Below are 17,777 nucleotides of genomic sequence, written 5' to 3'. Positions count from 1 at the left end.
GTCCTCCCACAGACGACGTTGGCTGCCAGCGTACGGTCACCCGCTTCGCCGGCATCTCCCGGCGATCCTACCCGCGAGTAATATTTCCGGAATACGGGACATACCCTAAGGTCATCGGTGTATGCAGAACAATGCTCTAGCCGGTCAAGTACCGCTGGACGGTCGGCGCGAGCAGCTCCACGAGTTCGTCGTGACCGGCGCTCGCCAGGGGCTCCAGCTTGATCACGTAGCGGCCCATGATCACGCCGTACATCTGCGCGAAGGCCGCCTCGATCCGCAGATGCGGCACGTCCAGCCGGTCGGCCACCTGGAAGAGCAGCGCGTTGGAGATGAACTCGCGGAACATCGTGGCCGCCTGCTCGTTGGTCATGGCCGAGCGGATCAGGGCCACCATCGGCTCGCGCGTCTCCGGCGCGGCGGTGACCTGGAGTATGAGGCGTACGAGCCGCTCGCCGACCTCCTCGCGCGGGCCTTCGAGCAGCGCCGGGATGACCTGATCAGGAGTGATCGGCAGCTGCATGGCCGCCGCGAACATGCCCTCCTTGGTGTCGAAGTAGTGGTGCACGAGGGCGGGATCGACCTCGGCCTCACGGGCGATGGCACGCACGGTGGCCTTGTCGAACCCCTTCTCCGCGAACACCTTCCTGGCCGCCGTGAGGATCTCGCCCCGCGTGTCGGCCGACCCGGGCCTGCGCCCGGGCCCTCGCTTGGTCGTCACCGGCCCACCGCCAGGTAGACCCGCATCGGCACGGGCAGCATGCCCTCGGGGAACTCCCGGCGCAGCTCCACGCGCTGCCGCTCGACCAGCTCGTCCGCGTACTCCGGCGGGAGCGCCGCCATGTAGGAGTGTGAGCGCAGGTCGAGCAGGAAGTCCTCGATGCCCACCAGCCGGGTCCAGGGGATCCAGCGCTCTTCGATCACCTCGAAGGCCGAGGCGATGGGGGGCGCCGACCACTGCTCGACCGCGGGACCGTAGTAGGCGGGCACGGCCTCCGCCAGGCGGGCCTCGTAGGCGGCCAGCCATTCGGCCTGGGCCGCGTGGTTGAAGTTCCAGCAGCCCGCGATGGCCCCCTCGGGCCGCAGCACCCGCCTGGCCTCGGCGATCGACGCCACCGGGTCGAGCCAGTGCCACGACTGCGCGTACGTCACCAGGTCGGCCACGCCGTCGGCCAGCGGGAGCGCGTTGCCGTCCGCCAGCACGGCCGCGACGGCGGGCGGGCCGCTCTCCGAACGTGAGACCAGGCGGGCGAGCATCTCGGCGCCCGGATCGACCGCGATGACGCGGGAGCCGCGCGCCCTGAGAGCGCGTGTCATGATGCCGGTGCCCGCGCCGACGTCCACCGTGAGGGCGCCGTCGAGCTCGACGCCGGACAGCTCGCCGAGCGCGCGGAACGTCTCGTCGGGATAGCAGGGCCTGCCCGCGTCGTACGCGTCGGCCACCCGGTCGAACACCCTGCCCAGGTCCTTGATCGGCCCCATGTTCATGAGGTGGCCGCCAGGTGCAGCCGCGCGAACGCGAGCCCCTCCGCCAGATCGTCGATCCGCTCGGTGCGGCTGGCCGCCTTGCGCGTGTTGACCTCCAGCACCACCAGTCCCGAATAGCCGGTGTTGGCCAGTCGCTCCAGCAGCGGGGCGCACGGCTGGTTGCCTCTGCCGGGCACGAGGTGCTCGTCCTTGTTCGTCACGCCGAGGCCGTCGGCCAGGTGCACGTGCGCCAGCCTGTCGCCGAGCTTGGTCGCCATCTCCATGGCGTCGGAGCCCGACACCGCCGTGTGCGACAGGTCGAGCGTGACCTGGGGGAAGTCGTAGTCGATCGGGTTCCAGTCGGGCGAGTAGGGCACCACGTCGTTGCCTCTGGCCTTGAGCGGGAACATGTTCTCGACCGCGAACGTGACATCCGTCTCGTCACGCATCCTGGCCAGCCCCGTCTCGAACTCCCTGGCGTACTCACGCTGCCAGCGGAACGGCGGATGGACCACGACCGTCGTGGCGCCCAGGCGTTCGGCCGCCTTGCGCGCCTTGACCAGCTTGGCCCAGGGGTCGCGGCCCCAGACCCGCTGGGTGACCAGCAGGCAGGGAGCGTGAATGGCCAGGACGGGGACGTGATAATGCTCGGAGAGCCGCTCGATCACGTCGATGTCCTGGCTCACCGGATCAGCGCCCACCATGATCTCCACGCCGTCGTAGCCGAGGCGTGCGGCCAGCTCGAACGCGTCAGGAGTGCGTTCCGGATATACCGAGGCGGTGGACAATGCGATCTTCGCATTGGGCACGCGGATGACATCAGCCACGCTGCCAGCCTAAGCCGGTGAAGCGGATCTGGCGCGAAAGCCCCTTTGGTGAGCCGCTTGGTGAGCCGTGTCCAGGGGGTGTCTTAACTTTGGGGCATGCCACGGATAGCGAAGGGTGCGATCCCCAGCCCGAACATCTGGAACACGCCCCAGATCTACGAGCTGGAGAACCGGGCCGTCGATCCCGAAGGCGCGGCCGACGCGGAGATGCGCGCGCTGCGCCCCTGGGACGGCGGCACGGTGCTCGACATCGGCTGCGGCACCGGCTACCACCTGCCCGTGCTCTCCGCCACGGCGGGGACGGTGATCGGGGTGGAGCCGCACGGTGACCTCGCGCTGCTCGCCCGCCGCCGCTGCGCCGCGCTGGCCAACGTGACCGTGCACGCCGCCGCGGCCCAAGACCTGCCGCTGCCCGACGCGAGCGTGGACGTGGCCATCGCGCGGTGGGCGTACTTCTTCGGTCCTGGCTGCGAGCCGGGCCTGCGCGAGCTGTCCCGCGTGGTACGCCGCGGCGGCGCGGCCTTCGTGCTCGACCTCGACGCCACGCGCGGGTCGTTCGGCCGCTGGTTCTCACGTACGGTGCCGACGTACTCCGCTCAGGAGGTCGAGTCGTTCTGGGTCCGCCAGGGGTGGCAGCGGCGGCCGCTCGACCTCAGGATGGCCTTCGAGCGGCGGGCGGACCTGGAGGCGGTGCTGCGCATCGAGTTCGCGCCCGAGGTGGCCGAGCAGGCCATCGCCGAGACGCCGGGCCTGGAGCTCGCCTATCCGAACGTCCTGCGCTGGCGCTACTACTGAGTTCATGGCCTCCACTCCGTGGAGGCGGGCTCGCTCGCCCTTGATGCCGCCGCCTTCCCCCGCTCTGGTCGCTACGCTCCCGCCGCTCCTCCAGACGACGGCGCTCCCTCGCCGGCCTTGACATTGACGTCGGTGTCAACGTTTACGGTGAAGGCATGCGCATCGGAGAGCTGGCGGAACGCACCGGAGTGAGCACCCGCTCGCTCCGCTACTACGAGCAGCACGGGCTGCTCAGAGCCCGCCGCACGGCCAACGGCTACCGCGACTACAGCGAGGACGACGTCAAGCTGGTGTCCGAGATCCGCGCGCTGATCAAGGTGGGGTTCACGCTGGAGGACACGCGGCCGTTCGTCGACTGTCTGCGCCGTGGGCACAGCACGGGCGGCTCCTGCGCGGAGTCGGTCGAGGTCTACGAGCGCAAGCTCAACGAGATCGACGAGGAGATCCGCGTCCTGCTCGCCCGCCGCGCCGAGGTGGCCGCCCAGCTCGCGCAGTCATGCCCAGGTTGCTTCGTAAGGGGATAGACATGATCACGCTGACCACGGAGAACTTCGAGGAGCAGGTGCTCAAGAGCGACAAGCCGGTGCTGGTCGACTTCTGGGCCGAGTGGTGCGGGCCGTGCCGCATGGTGGCTCCGGTGCTGGACCAGATCGAGGCGGAGCACGGGCTGACCATCGGCAAGCTCAACACCGACGAGAACCCGGAGATCATGGCCCGTTACGGGGTGATGGGCATTCCGACGCTGCTGCTGTTCGAGAACGGCGAGCCGGTCAAGCAGGTCGTCGGCGCCAAGCCCAAGCGCATGCTCGTCGCGGAGCTGGGCCTCGAGTAACCCCTCGCGGCTGTCGAGGATTGTCGGTGCGGACCGCTAGCCTGCTCCGCATGGCCAAGACAGCCCAGAAGCCCGGATACCGCTGTGCCGAGTGCGGGTGGCGCACCACGAAATGGGTGGGCAGGTGCGGCGAGTGCCAGGCGTGGGGCACGGTCGACGAGGAGGGGGCGCGCGCCGGCGTCAACGTCGTCCAGGCCGGCGCCACCACCGCGCCTGCCGTGCCGATCGGGCAGGTCAAGGCCGAGGTGGCGGCCGCGCGCACGACCGGTGTCGGTGAGCTCGACCGGGTGCTCGGCGGCGGTCTGGTGCCCGGGGCGGTCGTGCTGCTGGCCGGCGAGCCCGGCATCGGCAAGTCCACGCTCCTGCTGGAGGCCGCGGCCCGCATCGCCGAGCGCGAGACGGTCCTCTACGTGACGGGCGAGGAGTCGGCGGCCCAGGTGCGGCTGCGCGCCGACCGCATCGACGCGATCCGCGACCATCTCTACCTCGCCGCGGAGACCGAGCTGTCGGCCCTGGTCTCCCATGTGGAGAAGGTCCAGCCCAGCATGCTGGTGGTGGATTCGGTGCAGACGGTCGGCTCCGCGCAGGCCACCGGCGTGCCCGGCGGGGTGACGCAGGTCCGCGAGGTCGCGGCCAACCTGGTCCGCCTGGCCAAGGAGCGCAACATGGCCACGGTGCTCGTCGGTCACGTCACCAAGGAGGGTTCGATCGCGGGCCCGCGCACCCTGGAGCACCTGGTCGACGTCGTGCTCAACTTCGAGGGCGACCGCCACTCCAGGCTGCGCATGGTGCGTGCGATCAAAAACCGGTTCGGGCCCACCGACGAGGTCGGCTGCTTCGACCTGCACGAGCGGGGCATCGAGGGCATCACCGACCCGAGCGGCCTGTTCGTCTCCCGGCGCAGCGAGCCGGTGCCCGGCACCTGCGTCACCGTCACCGTCGAGGGCACGCGCCCCCTTCCCGCCGAGGTCCAGGCCCTGGTGGCCCGCACGGAGGCACAGCAGCCCAGGCGCACGTCGTCGGGCCTCGACACCTACCGCGTGCAGATGATCCTCGCCGTCCTGGAGCGCCGGCTCAACGCCCGGCTGGGCGGCTGCGACGTGTTCACCGCCACCGTGGGCGGCATCAAGCTGGCCGACCCCGCCGTGGACCTGTCGGTCATGCTGGCCGTGGCCAGCGCCGCCGGCGACAAACCGCTGCCGCCCGGGCTCGTGGCGCTCGGCGAGGTGGGCCTGGCGGGCGAGTTGCGGCCGGTCAAGGACGTACGCAGGAGGCTGACGGAGGCGGCCAGACTGGGTTTCAAGCGGGCACTCGTACCGGCCGGATCCCTCGAAGAAGGCGGCCGCAGGCGCACCGGGCAGCGGTCATTGGTGCCGGTGGGGCCGGTGGCGTTCGCACCCGGGTTCGAGGTGGTGCAGGCAGAGAACGTCTGGGACGCCCTCACACACGTGACATAGCGCGGCTAAGCTGGGCGTGACCGATCGACACGGGGGTCATGTGGATAGGAGTCTGGACGACCGCCGTCGCGAAGCCCTGGCCGCGGTGGCCCCGGGCACACCTCTGCGCGACGGCCTGGAACGGATCCTGCGCGGGCAGACCGGCGGGTTGATCGTGCTCGGCTACAACAGGGTCGTCGAAGAGGTCTGCAGCGGCGGTTTCGAGCTCGACGTCGACTTCTCGGCCACCCGGCTGCGCGAGCTGGCCAAGATGGACGGCGCCATCGTGCTGAGCGACGACGACAAGATCGTGCGCGCCGCCGTGCACCTCGTGCCCGACCCGGCCATCCCCACCGACGAGTCCGGCACCCGCCACCGCACCGCCCAGCGCGTGGCCAGGCAGACGGGCCTGCCGATCATCGCCATCAGCAAGTCGATGCGCATCATCGCCCTCTACCTCGACGGCATCCGCTACGTCCTGGAGGAGTCGGCGGTCATCCTCTCCAAGGCCAACCAGGCCCTGGCCACCCTCGAGCGCTACAAACACCGCCTGGACGAGGTCTCCGGCACCCTGTCGGCCCTGGAGATCGAGGACCTGGTCACGGTCAGAGACGTGTCCGCGGTCGCCCAGCGCCTTGAGATGGTCCGCAGGATCGCCGACGAGATCAAGGGCTACGTGGTCGAGCTCGGCACCGACGGCCGCCTGCTCTCCTTGCAGCTGGACGAGCTGGTGGCCGGCGTCGACTCGGAGCGCGAGCTGGTCGTCCGCGACTACCTCCCGGCCCCCTCCGGCCGCCGCCAGAGGCGCCTGGTCGACGCGATGCATGACCTGGACAAGCTGTCGGGCAGCGAGCTGCTTGACCTCTCGACCGTCGCCCACGTCCTGGGCCACAACGGCACCGACAATCTGGACAGTCTGGTCAGCCCCCGAGGCTTCCGCCTCCTGGCCAAGGTCCCCCGCCTGCCGGCCACGGTGGTCGACCGCCTGGTCAACCACTTCGGCGGGCTGCAGAAGCTGCTGGCGGCGAGCATCGACGACCTGCAGGCGGTGGGCGGGGTCGGGGAGTCGCGCGCCCGCAGCGTCCGCGAGGGCCTGTCCCGCCTGGCCGAGTCCTCCATCCTCGAGCGCTACGTCTGAGTCCCGAAAAAATTCTCGGCGAGGATGTGAAGAACGGGCGCGCCGCTCCGACCCCTCCATGAAAGCGGAAGAGCTGACATGAGGGAGCAGGACATGCGCAAGGTCATCTACTGGGTGCACACCTCGGTCGACGGGCACATCGACGGGCCGCAGGGCGAGTTCGACTGGCCGGTGATGGGCGAGGAGCTCTCGGCGTACTCCGACGCGCTCACCGAGCGGGTCGACACCCTGCTGTACGGGCGCGGCGTGTGGGAGGGCATGGTGAGCTTCTGGCCGACCGCCGAGTCGATGTCGGACCACCCGCACGTCCTGAGCTACGCGCCGATCTGGCGGAGCACCCCGAAGATCGTCATCTCCACCACCCTGGCCGAGACGGCGTGGACCGCTGCCGTCATCAGGGAGAACGTCGCCGAGGAGGTCGCCGAGCTCAAGCGGAAGCCGGGCAAGGACCTGCTTCTGACCGGAGGTTCCCGGCTGGCCGCCACGCTCACCGACCACGGCCTGATCGACGAGTACCACGTCGCCGTGCACCCGGTCGTGCTGGGCGGCGGCAGGCGCCTGTTCCTGCCTCGGGAGGACCGGCTCAACCTGCGGCTCGTCGAGTCACGCACCTGCGACTCCAACGTCGTGGTCATGCGCTACGACCGCGCCTAAGGGTTCGTGCAGCCGCCGTCAGGAGCTCAGCGGAGGTGGAAGACGCCCTTGGGGCTGCGGAGTTCGCCCATGTGCACCGTGGCCACGTACGTCCCCGGCAGCGCGGTGGCCGGGGTGGCCCGGCAGTCGGTGCTGGAGCGGTGCCGGTCCCATTCCAGGGCCCGGACGTACGGCACCCCGCGCTGCAGTTTCTTGATCTCCGGGCCCACCCCGCTGACGCAGTCGGCGGTGGACCAGATGCGGTCCTCCCCCGAGGTGATGCGGACCTCCATGGCGCGCGGCCCGACGTCGGTCGTGCACATCACGGGGCCGGTGTTCACCAGCGTCACCATGAACGTGGGGAGGGCGCCGGCCGAGTAGATCTCCTCCTTGCCCCCTTGGAGGCTGAGCACCAGGTCCCCTGGGGCGCAGGGCTCGCCTGGGCGCCTGGGGAGCGCCGCCGAGGTGGCCGTGGGGGTGCCCGTAGCGGTGCCCGTGGGGGTCGGCGACGGGCTGGCCGTGCCCATGGCGAGCGTACGGAGCCCCGCCAGCAGCGGATCGACGACGGGGGTAGCGCTCGGTGATGTCTGCGCGCTGGACGCGCGCTCCGGCCCGCTGCCCCCACTGGAGCAGGCCCATGCCACGACGGCCACCACGACGAGGACCGCCACCAGGACGCTCATCCGGCGCCGCCAGTAAACGTCACCGCCGTCGCCACGCATAGTATCCGGATCCATACGCACAGGATGGTTCCATGGCTGCTACGAAGAGTGACGACACGCCGAAGGCGGCCTTCTACGAATACGCTTGACCTCGTGGTTGAGCCGAACCTCCTACACGCCCCCGTTCTGGACTGGTACGAGGACAACGCCCGAGAACTCCCGTGGCGTGCCGCCGACGCGACCCCGTGGGGCGTGCTGGTGAGCGAGATCATGCTCCAGCAGACCCCGGTCGTACGCGTCCTGCCCGTCTGGCACGAGTGGATGGCCCGCTGGCCCACCCCCAAGGCGCTGGCCGCCGAGCAGCCGGGCGAGGCCGTACGCCACTGGGGCCGCCTCGGCTACCCGCGCCGGGCGCTCCGGCTGCACGCCTGCGCGCGGGCCATCACCGAGGAGCACAGCGGCGAGGTGCCCTCCGACCACGCGACCCTGCTGGCGCTGCCCGGCATCGGCGAGTACACCGCCGCCGCGGTCGCCAGCTTCGCGTACGGCGGCCGCCACGCCATCCTCGACACCAACGTCCGGCGGGTCTTCGCCAGGGCCGTACGCGCCGAGGAGTACCCGCCCACGGCCACCTCAGCGGCCGAGCGGCGGCTCGCCGAGGCCCTCCTGCCCGAGCTGGGCGCCGCCCGCTGGGGCGTGGCCGTGATGGAGCTGGGAGCGCTCGTCTGCACGGCCCGCGCCCCGCGCTGCGCCGACTGCCCGATCACTCACCTGTGCGCCTGGCGCCTGGCGGGCAAGCCGCCGCACGCCGGGCCCGCGCGCAAGGGCCAGACGTACGCGGGCACCGACCGCCAGTGCCGCGGCCGCCTCCTCGAGGTGCTGCGGTCGGCCCACGGCCCGGTGCCCAAGGCCGCACTCGACGTGGTGTGGGACGACGCGGTGCAGCGCGAGCGCGCCCTGGACGGCCTCATCACCGACGGCCTGGCCGAGCACCTGGACGACGGCACGTACCGTCTGCCGGCTACCTGATCCACGGGGGCACGGTGCGCTCCGTGCCCTTGGGCGCGAGGTCGCACGCGTCCGGGTCGGAGACCCCGTCCGGGTTGTAGGCCTCGGCCCCGGGAGGCGCCACCACGATCGACACGAAGCCGCGCACCGGATCGGCGAACATCTGCCTGCTCACGTTCGCGGGCAGCACCATGGTGTCACCCGCGCCGACCTCGACCCGCTCGCCGCCCAGTTCGACGACGGCGCTCCCGTCGAGCCAGGTCCACACCAGCTCGGCGTCGAACGCGTGCACCGGCCCCACCATGCCGGGCCTGGCGTCCACCCGCCACATCGCCTGTCCCGCCCCGCCCTGGGTCGGGGAGGCGAGTGTGGTCATGACACCGTTGGGCGTCTCGGTCTTACGGGAATCACCGGACAGAACAACAGACATCAGGATCTCCTTTCACGCGATCCACGGCGGGACGCCGTAGTCGGCCCCGTCGGCGGTCATGGCCCGTGCACCGGCCGGTGCCGTGACGATGGCGGTGTAACCGGCGGCGGGGTCGGCGAGGACCCGCCGCACCGTACGGGCGGGCATGACGACGGTGTCGCCCGCGGCCACGCTGAACGTGTCACCGCCCAGCTCCACGGTCGCCGCCCCGGCCACCCAGCTCCACACCTGCTCGCTGTCGAAATCGTGCACCGGCCCCTCGGCGCCCGGCCGGGCGTCGACCCGCCACAACGACCGCGAGGCCCCTCCCTGCGTCGGCGAGGCGAACGTCGTCATGACCCCGCCAGGAGTCTCCGATCGCCGCGCTTCCGCCGAACGTACGACAGTCACTCCCTGAACCCCCTAAAATAGGCAACTACGTTGTCCATATAGTCAATCAGGTTGTCCATCATGTCAAGCGAAGGCTTCGAACTACCGCTCCGTCTGCTGCTCGCGTTCAGGATGTTGATCGACGAACTCCATGCCGAGCTTGCCCGGCAGGGGCATCCGGACATGCGCCCCATGCATGGGTTCGTCATGCAGGCGATCGGCCGGGGCGGCTCCACGGCCGTCGAGCTGGGGCGTATCCTCGGGGTCTCCAAACAGGCCGCGGGCAAGACCATCGAGACCCTGGAACGCGTGGGCTACGTGGAGAGGACCTCCGACCCGCACGACACCAGACGCAAGATCGTCCGGCTCACTCCGTACGGGATGGATGCCCTGAACCGCTCGGCCCGCATCTTCGACACCCTGCGCGCCCGCTGGGCCGAGGAGCTCGGAGAGGAGCGCCTGCTGGCCCTGGAGTCCGATCTGCGCAGGATGACGCCGGCCAACCTCTGGCGCCTCGACATCCCCGGCTGGTTCGGGACGCTCTGAGGTCAGGCGGCCAGTTGAAGGCCCAGGCTGGTGAGGTTCGTACGGGCCCAGTCCAGCTCGTCGGCCAGCAGCGACACCAGCGCCCCCGGCCCCTTGGCGCGCCCGGGCACGGTCAGGTTGTGCGTCTCGACCTCGATGTGCGCGCTCCCGCTGACCGCCCCCGACAGCATCGCCGTGAGCGTGTCGTGGAGCACCGCCCCCGTGTTCGGCGTCTCCCCCGTGTGGTTGTGCACGTGCCCCAGCTTGACCACCGGCGCGCCGGCCGCGGCCAGCCCCTTCAGCGCCGTACCGCACTCCTCGGCGCCGCAGGCGAGGTGACAGGCGTCCAGACAGACGCCCAGGTGCTCGGAGTCGATGCCGCACACGCGCTCGAGCGCCTGCTCGGTGGTCTCCAGCACGCATCCGGGCCACGGCTCGAACCCGACCCTGATCGTCTTGCCGGTCACGCTGTAGATGCCGCGCAGCTCGCGCGCCAGGCGCTCGAGGCGGCGGGTCGCGATCGTGTGCAGGTCGGCCGGCCAGTCGCGGCGCCACCCGATCGGGATCGTCGAGATGCTCCCGAACCGCACATCCTCCGGCAGCAGGAACGCCAGGATCTTGGCCAGGGCCATGGTGTAGCGGTAGCGCTCGGGCTTGGCCCAGTCGGGGCCGGGGACCTCCTGGTTGCGGCCTCCGGTGCCGTTGAGGCTCACGACCTCCAGGCCGCGCTCCTCCAGGGAGCGGCGCAGCCGTACGAGCTCGATGCGGTCGGCCGTCAGGTGGTCGGCGACGGTGGGCGAGAGCCACAGCCCGATGCCCATGCGCTCCACGCCCAACCGCTTGCGCACCGGGACCGCGTAACGGGTCAGGTGCGCGATCAGGTTCTCCAGGTCCTCAGCGGGGTGGACGCCTGCGTTGTAGGCGAGGTGAACGAGCGTTCCGTCATCGTGACGTAGGCGCATCGGTTTCCTCCACGGCTTGCTCTTGATGTTCCGTCGTCCGCCCTCGGGACGTGCCGGCCCTTGCGAGCATGCCTGCTCGATGGTGGGTCGCGCGTCCGCCCTGAGTTGATTCCGCACTACTCCCCGGGGAGCAGGCCTCAGCCTAGGAACGCGCTCTTGTGAGTCGCTTGGATGAGACTTGGCGAAGCTCTACGCAGTGTAGTACTACTCGTGGTGGTGGCGGTACATCCGGTACCCCAACAATTACGCAACGGCCGGAGTGCGTGAGCCGCCGCCCGAGCAGGCTCTCCCCGTTACGTCGCCATGCCCACTACGGCGGACGGATATCACCGGCCAGGCCGGCCTCTCCCGAAGTCCCCGCCTGGGCAAACGCCCATCACCGAGCAGGCCGGGGCTCCTGGAGGCCGCCGGGCAGGGCCGCCGCGCTCACGGGAGGGGGAAAGGGCCTGGCGTCTCGGCGAGCATACGAAAGCCCCCGTGTGAGGCATCTCACACGGGGGCTTCGCGGGATCCGTCAGTGCTGGATCGGTGCGGCGATGGCCGCGGCCGAGTCCGGGACCTTCGAGGCGGACTCGCCCTTGAAGATGAACTTGGCGTTGTCGCCCTCACCCTCGGTCGTCACCTTGACGACCTGGCCCGGCCGGAGCTCGCCGTACAGGATCTTCTCCGACAGCGAGTCCTCGAGCTCGCGCTGGATCGTACGGCGCAGCGGACGGGCGCCCATGACCGGGTCGTAGCCCCTGTCGGCCAGCAGCTGCTTGGCCTCCGGCGAGACCTCGAGCCCCATGTCGCGGTCCTTCAGCCTGGCGTCCACCTGGGCGAGCATCAGATCCACGATCTTGATGATCTCGGCCGGCGTCAGCTGGTGGAAGACCACGATGTCGTCGACACGGTTGAGGAACTCGGGCCGGAAGTGCTGCTTGAGCTCCTCCTGCACCTTGGCCTTCATCCGCTCGTAGTTGGACTCGGTGTCGTTGGACTTCGCGAACCCGACCCCGATGCCCTTGGAGATGTCACGGGTGCCGAGGTTGGTGGTCATGATGATGACCGTGTTCTTGAAGTCGACCACGCGGCCCTGGGCGTCGGTCAGACGACCGTCCTCCAGGATCTGCAGCAGCGAGTTGAAGATGTCGGGGTGGGCCTTCTCGATCTCGTCGAAGAGGACCACGGAGAACGGCTTGCGCCGCACCTTCTCGGTGAGCTGACCGCCCTCCTCGTAGCCGACGTAGCCGGGAGGCGAGCCGAACAGCCTGGAGACGGTGTGCTTCTCCATGAACTCCGACATGTCCAGGCTGATCAGAGCGTCTTCGTCGCCGAAGAGGAACTCCGCCAGGGCCTTGGACAGCTCGGTCTTACCGACACCGGAGGGACCCGCGAAGATGAACGAGCCACCGGGACGGCGCGGGTCCTTCAGGCCGGCGCGGGTGCGCCGGATGGACCGCGACAGGCCCTTGATGGCGTCGTCCTGGCCGATGATCCGCTTGTGGAGCTCGTCCTCCATGCGGAGCAGGCGCTGCGACTCCTCCTCGGTCAGCTTGAAGACCGGGATGCCGGTGGCGGTCGCCAGGACCTCGGCGATGAGCTCCTGGGTGACCTCGGCCACGACGTCCATGTCGCCGGCCTTCCACTCCTTCTCCCGCCGCTCGCGCTTGAGCTGGAGCTGCTTCTCCTGGTCGCGGAGGGCAGCGGCCTTCTCGAAGTCCTGCGCGTCGATCGCGGACTCCTTGTCGCGGCGGACGTTGGCGATCTTCTCGTCGTATTCGCGCAGGTCCGGCGGAGCGGTCATCCTGCGGATGCGCATCCGGGAGCCGGCCTCGTCGATGAGGTCGATCGCCTTGTCGGGAAGATAGCGGTCGCTGATGTAGCGGTCGGCCAGCTGCGCGGCGGCCACCAGCGCGTCGTCGGTGATGGACACGCGGTGGTGCGCCTCGTAGCGGTCGCGCAGACCCTTGAGGATCTCGATCGTGTGGCTGAGCGAGGGCTCGGCCACCTGGATCGGCTGGAAGCGGCGCTCCAGCGCGGCGTCCTTCTCGAGGTACTTGCGGTATTCGTCGAGCGTGGTCGCACCGATCGTCTGCAGCTCGCCGCGCGCCAGCATCGGCTTGAGAATGCTGGCCGCGTCGATCGCGCCCTCGGCGGCGCCCGCGCCCACGAGCGTGTGCAGCTCGTCGATGAACAGGATGATGTCACCGCGCGTGCGGATCTCCTTGAGCACCTTCTTCAGGCGCTCCTCGAAGTCGCCGCGGTAGCGGGAGCCGGCGACCAGGGCGCCGAGGTCAAGCGTGTAGAGCTGCTTGTCCTTCAGCGTCTCGGGCACCTCGCCCCTGACGATCTTCTGCGACAGGCCCTCGACGACGGCGGTCTTGCCGACGCCGGGCTCGCCGATGAGAACCGGGTTGTTCTTGGTCCTCCTGGAGAGGACCTGCATGACCCGCTCGATCTCCTTCTCGCGGCCGATGACCGGGTCCAGCTTGCCCTCGCGGGCCGCCTGGGTCAGGTTGCGGCCGAACTGGTCGAGCACCAGGGAAGTAGAGGGGGCCGACTCCTGCGGACCGCCCGCCGCGGCCGGCTCCTTGCCCTGGTAACCGTGGAGCAACTGGATGACCTGCTGCCTGACACGGTTGAGATCAGCTCCAAGCTTGACCAGCACCTGGGCGGCCACACCCTCACCCTCACGGATGAGCCCGAGCAGGATGTGCTCGGTGCCGATGTAGTTGTGGCCCAGCTGCAAAGCCTCACGGAGCGACAGCTCGAGGACCTTCTTGGCCCGCGGGGTGAACGGAATGTGCCCCGACGGAGCCGACTGGCCCTGGCCGATGATCTCCTCGACCTGCTGACGCACACCCTCAAGGCTGATGCCGAGGCTCTCCAGAGCCTTGGCGGCCACGCCCTCACCTTCATGGATCAAGCCAAGAAGAATGTGCTCAGTGCCGATGTAGTTGTGGTTGAGCATCCTGGCCTCTTCTTGGGCCAAGACGACAACACGCCTCGCTCGGTCGGTGAACCTCTCGAACATCTCGTCGCTCCTCACAGAGCGGTCAGTCAGGCCGGTAAATCCGGTCCCGTCATCCCGCATGCTAGCCCTGGCTCGGCGAACCGTGCCCACTGCCACTGACACGCTCTATAGCAGAGACGTTCCCCGAGAGCAGGGCGTTCACCCTCCATCCAACTACTGTTCGGGGGTGACGTGTTCCCGATACGCCGCAAGCGAACGATGTTTAAGACGCTTCACCGAAGCGCCAGAAAATTGCCCCTCACGACGCATGCGGATCCACACGGATCGGCCATCGGACGCGCCGGGGCGGAGTAGGCGTTGGGGACCGCCCCTTCGCCCGCACATCTCAGATGCCGCGTCCGTATCGTTGCGTAATCATCCTATGTACGGGAGGGGCCCCCGTCCAAACGGTCGCGCTACGCCGTGAGCACAACGCGGCACGGGCCGCAACGCCAAGAGAATCTTGCCATCTGGTCAGGCCGGTTACCGGGCTCATCTCGCATCATGAGACCACTCCTGCCCCGAGACGCCGCATTCGCAGCACTTCTCTGCACTCGAGATGGGCGGGCATTGTGCGAACATGCCGGGGAACGAGCTTTGTGCGAGCCCTGCTCGGGTTAGCGGTTTTTACCCGGCACCGGGGAGCCGGCGGTCCGCCGGTATTGCCCGGCGGCGTCCATCCGCCCGGCGGCGGGTTTACTTACGGTAGCGGCGCCAGGTTTACGTTCGGAGAGATCACCACTATAGGCGCGGCGGGGGGCCGGAGATCGCCTTCAGCTATAGGTGGCCGTGATTTACGGGGATGGCGCGTTCCATGAGCGTGGCACTCACTCCTGACGTCCGGACGCGAACGTACGTTGAATGGGGTATGACCGCCCCACCGGCTTTCCGGGCGCAGCACGGGGCGTAACCACATATGCGGGCGCCGGCCGGTGAAACGGTGCCGGACATGGACCCAAGCACCCGACCAAAACGCCCGCATATGCGCAAGGGGAAGATCGCCATCTGGGCGCGCGGCATTCGAGAACCGGCTCCAGATACGATCATGCGCTTATGGCGGCCGCCGGGGTCCTAGGCGAACGGCATAAGCGCATGGTCGATAGTCGGCTCGCTCAGTGAGCCGCCTCGTACTTCTCGACGACCGTGGAGGCGATCCGGCCGCGCTCGCTGACCGGCAGGCCGTGAGCCTTGGCCCACTGCCGGATCTCGGAGCTCTTCTCGCGGCTCATCGCCCTGCTGCCGCCGCGACCGCGGCGACGCGCGGAGACGGCGCCTGCCCTGCGCGCGTGCTGCACGAAAGGCGTGAGCGCGTCCCTCAGCTTCTTCGCGTTAAGGTCGCTGAGGTCAATCTCATAGGACGAGCCGTCAATAGCGAAGCTGACCGTCTCATTGGCCTCGCCCCCATCGAGGTCATCGATGAGAATCTCCTGGATCTGCTTGGCCATCTACGCAATCCTTTCGCGGAGCATTGTTTCATTCGCCTGCCCAAACATATACCCGGAAAGGCGCGGAGACAATTCAGCGCTGCGGGGATTCCGCTGACTGGCCGCTCAGTTCTGGCCCCTCGGCCTGATCCTCACGGTTTCGGCGGCCTCCGAGGGCCTCGGATCGGACCAACTTCACTACGCCAAAGATGAAGGCGCCACCCACCACGACCGGGGGGATGAGCGCTGACAATACGTCTGTAAGGGCTTCCATTCGTCCTCGCCTCCACGGCTGGCAGGGTTTCGGGGGCGCATTATGCGGATGGGAGCGCGACCAGGCGGAGCGACGGTGCTCCTCGTGCCGCACAAGGTGACTACCACCCAGACACGACCATAGCGGCGCAGAGATGCCCTACGGGTCGTGGGGCGCCAACATCCGGCAACCCGGACGCCCCATAGCCTAATGCCAGTCTCTCCAGAGTCCTTACCGGATCAAGGGAAAATCTTCAGAATTGGCATCCTGCCTGGCTGCGGATGGCTCAGCGAAGATCTTTTACGACGCGCGTTCCGGCCAGCCTGTCGTGCGGCCCCCGCTCCAGGGGCTTGTCGATCAGGATCAGCAAGCCCACGCAGAACAGGAGCATTCCGGCGAGCAGATTGACCACGGGAATGCCCATCAGCATGACAGGCCCCGGATAGACCAGGGACCGTTTGAGCAGCGCCCCGGACGGAACGTCGTCCGGCGCCAGGCGAATCTTCATGATCGCCTTGCCGAACGTCCTGCCGCGCCTGGAATGGGCCTGCCAGTCGTAGCCCGCATAACCCAGTCCTGCGGCCAACCACGCGAACACACCCGGCAGCCGGCCGTCGAACACCTCCAGCATGCCGACAGTTCGGAAGATGCCCCAGAGCGCGATGAACAGAATGTAATAGAACACTCCGAAGACGAGCGCTTCAATCGCCCGGGCGGCGAGCCGTTCCCACCATTCCGCGGGCAGCGCGTCCGCCCACGACGGCGACCCGGCCATAACCCCCACCTCGCGTCATCAGCGGCCCAGGCCCCCCATTTTGGTACGCCCTCCACACATAAAACAGGGGCCGGCACGAAGCCGGCCCCTGCTTTTACCTGGTGCGTGAACTACTTGATCTTCACCACTACCGTCTTCGCCACCTTGTCGGCGAACGACTGCTGCAGCGGCTTGTCCCAGAGCTGCGAGGCACCGTTGAGCCCCACGGCGATGTAGCCGAGCAACGAGCTTATGAAGCCCAGCGGGAGGATGTTGAATGCCCAGCCACCCCACGTCACCGCGGCACGCTTGAGCGCGACGTCGGTCGGCAGGCCCTTCGGGGGCATGCCCTGGCCGACGGGGACGACCTTGATGCCCATGACCATCTTGCCGACGGTCTGGCCGTTCATCTTCAGCAGGAAGAAGTCATAGGCGATCCACAGCGCGGTCACGACGAGCCCCGTGATCGCGCTCACGGCACCGCCCGAGAGGAAGCCGCTGCTGGAGCCGTCGAGCGAGGAGTAACTGACCGCCAACGCCGCCACCAGGATCAAGCCGATGACGACGTTCACGACGAAGAGGATGACGAAGTCGATGATCCTCGCCACCAGACGCTGCCACCACTCCGCCAGCGGGGCCGGCGCGCCGGGCGGCTGCACGCCCACGGGCCCCGGCTGGCCGTAGGCCTGTCCGTAGCCCGGCTGGCCGTACTGCTGCGACTGCCCGTAGCCGGGCTGCCCGTACTGCTGGTCGCCGTACTGCTGGCCGTATCCGGGCTGGGAGTAACCCTGCTGGCCGTAGCCCGGCTGGGACTGCTGCTGCTGGCCGTACTGGGGCTGCTGGCCGTAGCCCTGCTGGCCATAGTCCGGCTGGGACTGCTGCTGCTGGCCGTAGCCCTGCTGTCCGTAGTCCGGCTGCGACTGCTGCTGCTGACCGTACTGCTGACCGTAGTCCGGCTGCGACTGCTGCTGCTGGCCATACTGCTGCTGCCCGTAGTCCGACTGGGGCTGCTGGCCGTAACCCTGCTGGCCCGAGGGAGGCTGCTGGCCGTAGCCGGGCTGCGACTGGGCCTGCTGACCGTAGCCCTGCTGGCCGTAACCGGGCTGGGACTGCGGCTGCTGCCCGTACTGCGGCTGCTGGCCATAGCCCTGCTGGCCCGACTGGGCCTGCTGGCCGTATTGGGGCTGCTGCCCGTACTGCTGCTGCTGCCCGTAGTCCGACTGGGGCTGCTGGCCGTAACCCTGCTGGCCCGAGGGAGGCTGCTGGCCGT

The 17,777-nt window shown here is 68.9% G+C and carries 19 protein-coding genes; 8 read left to right on the top strand and 11 right to left on the bottom strand.

Going from position 1 to position 17,777, the window contains the following annotated elements:
- Positions 1 to 136: 136 nt before the first annotated feature.
- The 3 genes from AB0J64_RS40655 to AB0J64_RS40645 are packed head-to-tail and all read right to left on the bottom strand — an operon-like array spanning position 137 to position 2,291.
- Positions 137 to 718: a TetR family transcriptional regulator gene (locus tag AB0J64_RS40655; protein WP_364039962.1), complete on the bottom strand. Its 582-nt coding sequence runs from the start codon at positions 716 to 718 to the stop codon at positions 137 to 139.
- Positions 715 to 1,479: a class I SAM-dependent methyltransferase gene (locus tag AB0J64_RS40650; protein ID WP_364039959.1), complete on the bottom strand. Its 765-nt coding sequence runs from the start codon at positions 1,477 to 1,479 to the stop codon at positions 715 to 717. The genes AB0J64_RS40655 and AB0J64_RS40650 overlap by 4 nt, the downstream gene beginning before the upstream one ends.
- 2 nt (positions 1,480 to 1,481) lie before the next feature.
- Positions 1,482 to 2,291 carry a sugar phosphate isomerase/epimerase gene (locus AB0J64_RS40645; protein WP_364039956.1) on the bottom strand — a complete coding sequence of 270 codons (810 nt, stop codon included), beginning with the start codon at positions 2,289 to 2,291 and terminating at the stop codon, positions 1,482 to 1,484.
- A 96-nt stretch (positions 2,292 to 2,387) separates the two neighbouring features.
- Between AB0J64_RS40645 and AB0J64_RS40640 the strand changes: the two genes are divergently transcribed.
- From AB0J64_RS40640 to AB0J64_RS40615, 6 genes are all read left to right on the top strand, one after another.
- On the top strand, positions 2,388 to 3,086 hold the full coding sequence (locus tag AB0J64_RS40640) for a class I SAM-dependent methyltransferase (protein WP_364039953.1): 699 nt from the start codon (positions 2,388 to 2,390) through the stop codon (positions 3,084 to 3,086).
- Positions 3,087 to 3,241: 155 nt separating this feature from the next.
- Complete coding sequence (locus AB0J64_RS40635) at positions 3,242 to 3,610, top strand: MerR family transcriptional regulator (RefSeq protein ID WP_364039950.1); 369 nt, start codon at positions 3,242 to 3,244, stop codon at positions 3,608 to 3,610.
- A 2-nt stretch (positions 3,611 to 3,612) separates the two neighbouring features.
- Positions 3,613 to 3,918: a thioredoxin gene (gene trxA, locus AB0J64_RS40630; RefSeq protein ID WP_364039947.1), complete on the top strand. Its 306-nt coding sequence runs from the start codon at positions 3,613 to 3,615 to the stop codon at positions 3,916 to 3,918.
- 50 nt (positions 3,919 to 3,968) lie between these two features.
- Positions 3,969 to 5,375 carry a DNA repair protein RadA gene (gene radA / locus AB0J64_RS40625; RefSeq protein WP_364039944.1) on the top strand — a complete coding sequence of 469 codons (1,407 nt, stop codon included), beginning with the start codon at positions 3,969 to 3,971 and terminating at the stop codon, positions 5,373 to 5,375.
- A gap of 40 nt (positions 5,376 to 5,415) precedes the next feature.
- Positions 5,416 to 6,492 (top strand): DNA integrity scanning diadenylate cyclase DisA, encoded by a 1,077-nt coding sequence (gene disA / locus AB0J64_RS40620; protein WP_364039941.1) that lies wholly within the window; start codon positions 5,416 to 5,418, stop codon positions 6,490 to 6,492.
- Between the two features lie 78 nt (positions 6,493 to 6,570).
- Complete coding sequence (locus AB0J64_RS40615; RefSeq protein WP_364039938.1) at positions 6,571 to 7,146, top strand: dihydrofolate reductase family protein; 576 nt, start codon at positions 6,571 to 6,573, stop codon at positions 7,144 to 7,146.
- Between the two features lie 26 nt (positions 7,147 to 7,172).
- Here the strand turns inward: AB0J64_RS40615 and AB0J64_RS40610 are convergent, their stop codons facing one another.
- Entirely contained in the window at positions 7,173 to 7,862 is a 690-nt protein-coding gene (locus tag AB0J64_RS40610; RefSeq protein WP_364039935.1) for a hypothetical protein, read from the bottom strand.
- A 78-nt stretch (positions 7,863 to 7,940) separates the two neighbouring features.
- Between AB0J64_RS40610 and AB0J64_RS40605 the strand changes: the two genes are divergently transcribed.
- Complete coding sequence (locus AB0J64_RS40605) at positions 7,941 to 8,816, top strand: A/G-specific adenine glycosylase (RefSeq protein WP_364039932.1); 876 nt, start codon at positions 7,941 to 7,943, stop codon at positions 8,814 to 8,816.
- On the opposite strand, the gene AB0J64_RS40600 is transcribed toward AB0J64_RS40605, so the two are convergent.
- Complete coding sequence (locus AB0J64_RS40600) at positions 8,809 to 9,225, bottom strand: cupin domain-containing protein (protein WP_364039929.1); 417 nt, start codon at positions 9,223 to 9,225, stop codon at positions 8,809 to 8,811. The two genes, AB0J64_RS40605 and AB0J64_RS40600, sit on opposite strands and share 8 nt — an antisense overlap.
- A gap of 12 nt (positions 9,226 to 9,237) precedes the next feature.
- On the bottom strand, positions 9,238 to 9,561 hold the full coding sequence (locus AB0J64_RS40595; RefSeq protein WP_364039926.1) for a cupin: 324 nt from the start codon (positions 9,559 to 9,561) through the stop codon (positions 9,238 to 9,240).
- Between the two features lie 114 nt (positions 9,562 to 9,675).
- On the opposite strand from AB0J64_RS40595, the gene AB0J64_RS40590 reads away from it, so the two are divergent.
- On the top strand, positions 9,676 to 10,140 hold the full coding sequence (locus AB0J64_RS40590) for a MarR family winged helix-turn-helix transcriptional regulator (RefSeq protein ID WP_364039923.1): 465 nt from the start codon (positions 9,676 to 9,678) through the stop codon (positions 10,138 to 10,140).
- 2 nt (positions 10,141 to 10,142) lie between these two features.
- Here AB0J64_RS40590 and AB0J64_RS40585 read toward each other — a convergent pair whose 3' ends face one another.
- The 5 genes from AB0J64_RS40585 to AB0J64_RS40565 form a co-directional block, all read right to left on the bottom strand.
- Positions 10,143 to 11,081, bottom strand: coding sequence for a TIM barrel protein (locus tag AB0J64_RS40585; protein ID WP_364039920.1), 939 nt, complete (start codon positions 11,079 to 11,081; stop codon positions 10,143 to 10,145).
- Between the two features lie 514 nt (positions 11,082 to 11,595).
- The gene (locus AB0J64_RS40580; RefSeq protein WP_364039917.1) at positions 11,596 to 14,097 is read right to left on the bottom strand and encodes an ATP-dependent Clp protease ATP-binding subunit; all 2,502 of its coding nucleotides are present in this window, start codon (positions 14,095 to 14,097) and stop codon (positions 11,596 to 11,598) included.
- Positions 14,098 to 15,188: 1,091 nt separating this feature from the next.
- A complete protein-coding gene (locus AB0J64_RS40575) occupies positions 15,189 to 15,521 on the bottom strand; it encodes an Lsr2 family protein (protein ID WP_345000635.1) in 333 nt (110 codons plus the stop codon).
- Between the two features lie 518 nt (positions 15,522 to 16,039).
- Positions 16,040 to 16,528, bottom strand: coding sequence for an RDD family protein (locus tag AB0J64_RS40570; protein ID WP_364039914.1), 489 nt, complete (start codon positions 16,526 to 16,528; stop codon positions 16,040 to 16,042).
- Between the two features lie 110 nt (positions 16,529 to 16,638).
- Positions 16,639 to 17,777, bottom strand: a 1,139-nt coding sequence (locus AB0J64_RS40565) for an RDD family protein (protein WP_364039911.1), incomplete at its 5' end; no start/stop codon positions are given.

Source organism: Nonomuraea sp. NPDC049695, from assembly GCF_040674955.1.
GTDB classification, from domain to species: Bacteria; Actinomycetota; Actinomycetes; order Streptosporangiales; family Streptosporangiaceae; genus Nonomuraea; species Nonomuraea helvata.
The sequence above is the reverse complement of the archived record's forward strand: the minus strand, read 5'-3'. Positions and strand labels throughout refer to the sequence as shown.

What these genes read in the sequence shown, in the direction of transcription:
- AB0J64_RS40650 (WP_364039959.1), bottom strand. Translation starts at nt 1,479, where the DNA reads ATGGGGCCGATCAAGGACCTGGGCAGGGTGTTCGACCGGGTGGCCGAC.
- AB0J64_RS40640 (WP_364039953.1), top strand. Translation starts at nt 2,388, where the DNA reads ATGCCACGGATAGCGAAGGGTGCGATCCCCAGCCCGAACATCTGGAAC.
- AB0J64_RS40635 (WP_364039950.1), top strand. Translation starts at nt 3,242, where the DNA reads ATGCGCATCGGAGAGCTGGCGGAACGCACCGGAGTGAGCACCCGCTCG.
- trxA (WP_364039947.1), top strand. Translation starts at nt 3,613, where the DNA reads ATGATCACGCTGACCACGGAGAACTTCGAGGAGCAGGTGCTCAAGAGC.
- radA (WP_364039944.1), top strand. Translation starts at nt 3,969, where the DNA reads ATGGCCAAGACAGCCCAGAAGCCCGGATACCGCTGTGCCGAGTGCGGG.
- AB0J64_RS40615 (WP_364039938.1), top strand. Translation starts at nt 6,571, where the DNA reads ATGAGGGAGCAGGACATGCGCAAGGTCATCTACTGGGTGCACACCTCG.
- AB0J64_RS40610 (WP_364039935.1), bottom strand. Translation starts at nt 7,862, where the DNA reads ATGGATCCGGATACTATGCGTGGCGACGGCGGTGACGTTTACTGGCGG.
- AB0J64_RS40600 (WP_364039929.1), bottom strand. Translation starts at nt 9,225, where the DNA reads ATGTCTGTTGTTCTGTCCGGTGATTCCCGTAAGACCGAGACGCCCAAC.
- AB0J64_RS40595 (WP_364039926.1), bottom strand. Translation starts at nt 9,561, where the DNA reads ATGACGACGTTCGCCTCGCCGACGCAGGGAGGGGCCTCGCGGTCGTTG.
- AB0J64_RS40590 (WP_364039923.1), top strand. Translation starts at nt 9,676, where the DNA reads ATGTCAAGCGAAGGCTTCGAACTACCGCTCCGTCTGCTGCTCGCGTTC.
- AB0J64_RS40585 (WP_364039920.1), bottom strand. Translation starts at nt 11,081, where the DNA reads ATGCGCCTACGTCACGATGACGGAACGCTCGTTCACCTCGCCTACAAC.
- AB0J64_RS40580 (WP_364039917.1), bottom strand. Translation starts at nt 14,097, where the DNA reads ATGTTCGAGAGGTTCACCGACCGAGCGAGGCGTGTTGTCGTCTTGGCC.
- AB0J64_RS40575 (WP_345000635.1), bottom strand. Translation starts at nt 15,521, where the DNA reads ATGGCCAAGCAGATCCAGGAGATTCTCATCGATGACCTCGATGGGGGC.
- AB0J64_RS40570 (WP_364039914.1), bottom strand. Translation starts at nt 16,528, where the DNA reads ATGGCCGGGTCGCCGTCGTGGGCGGACGCGCTGCCCGCGGAATGGTGG.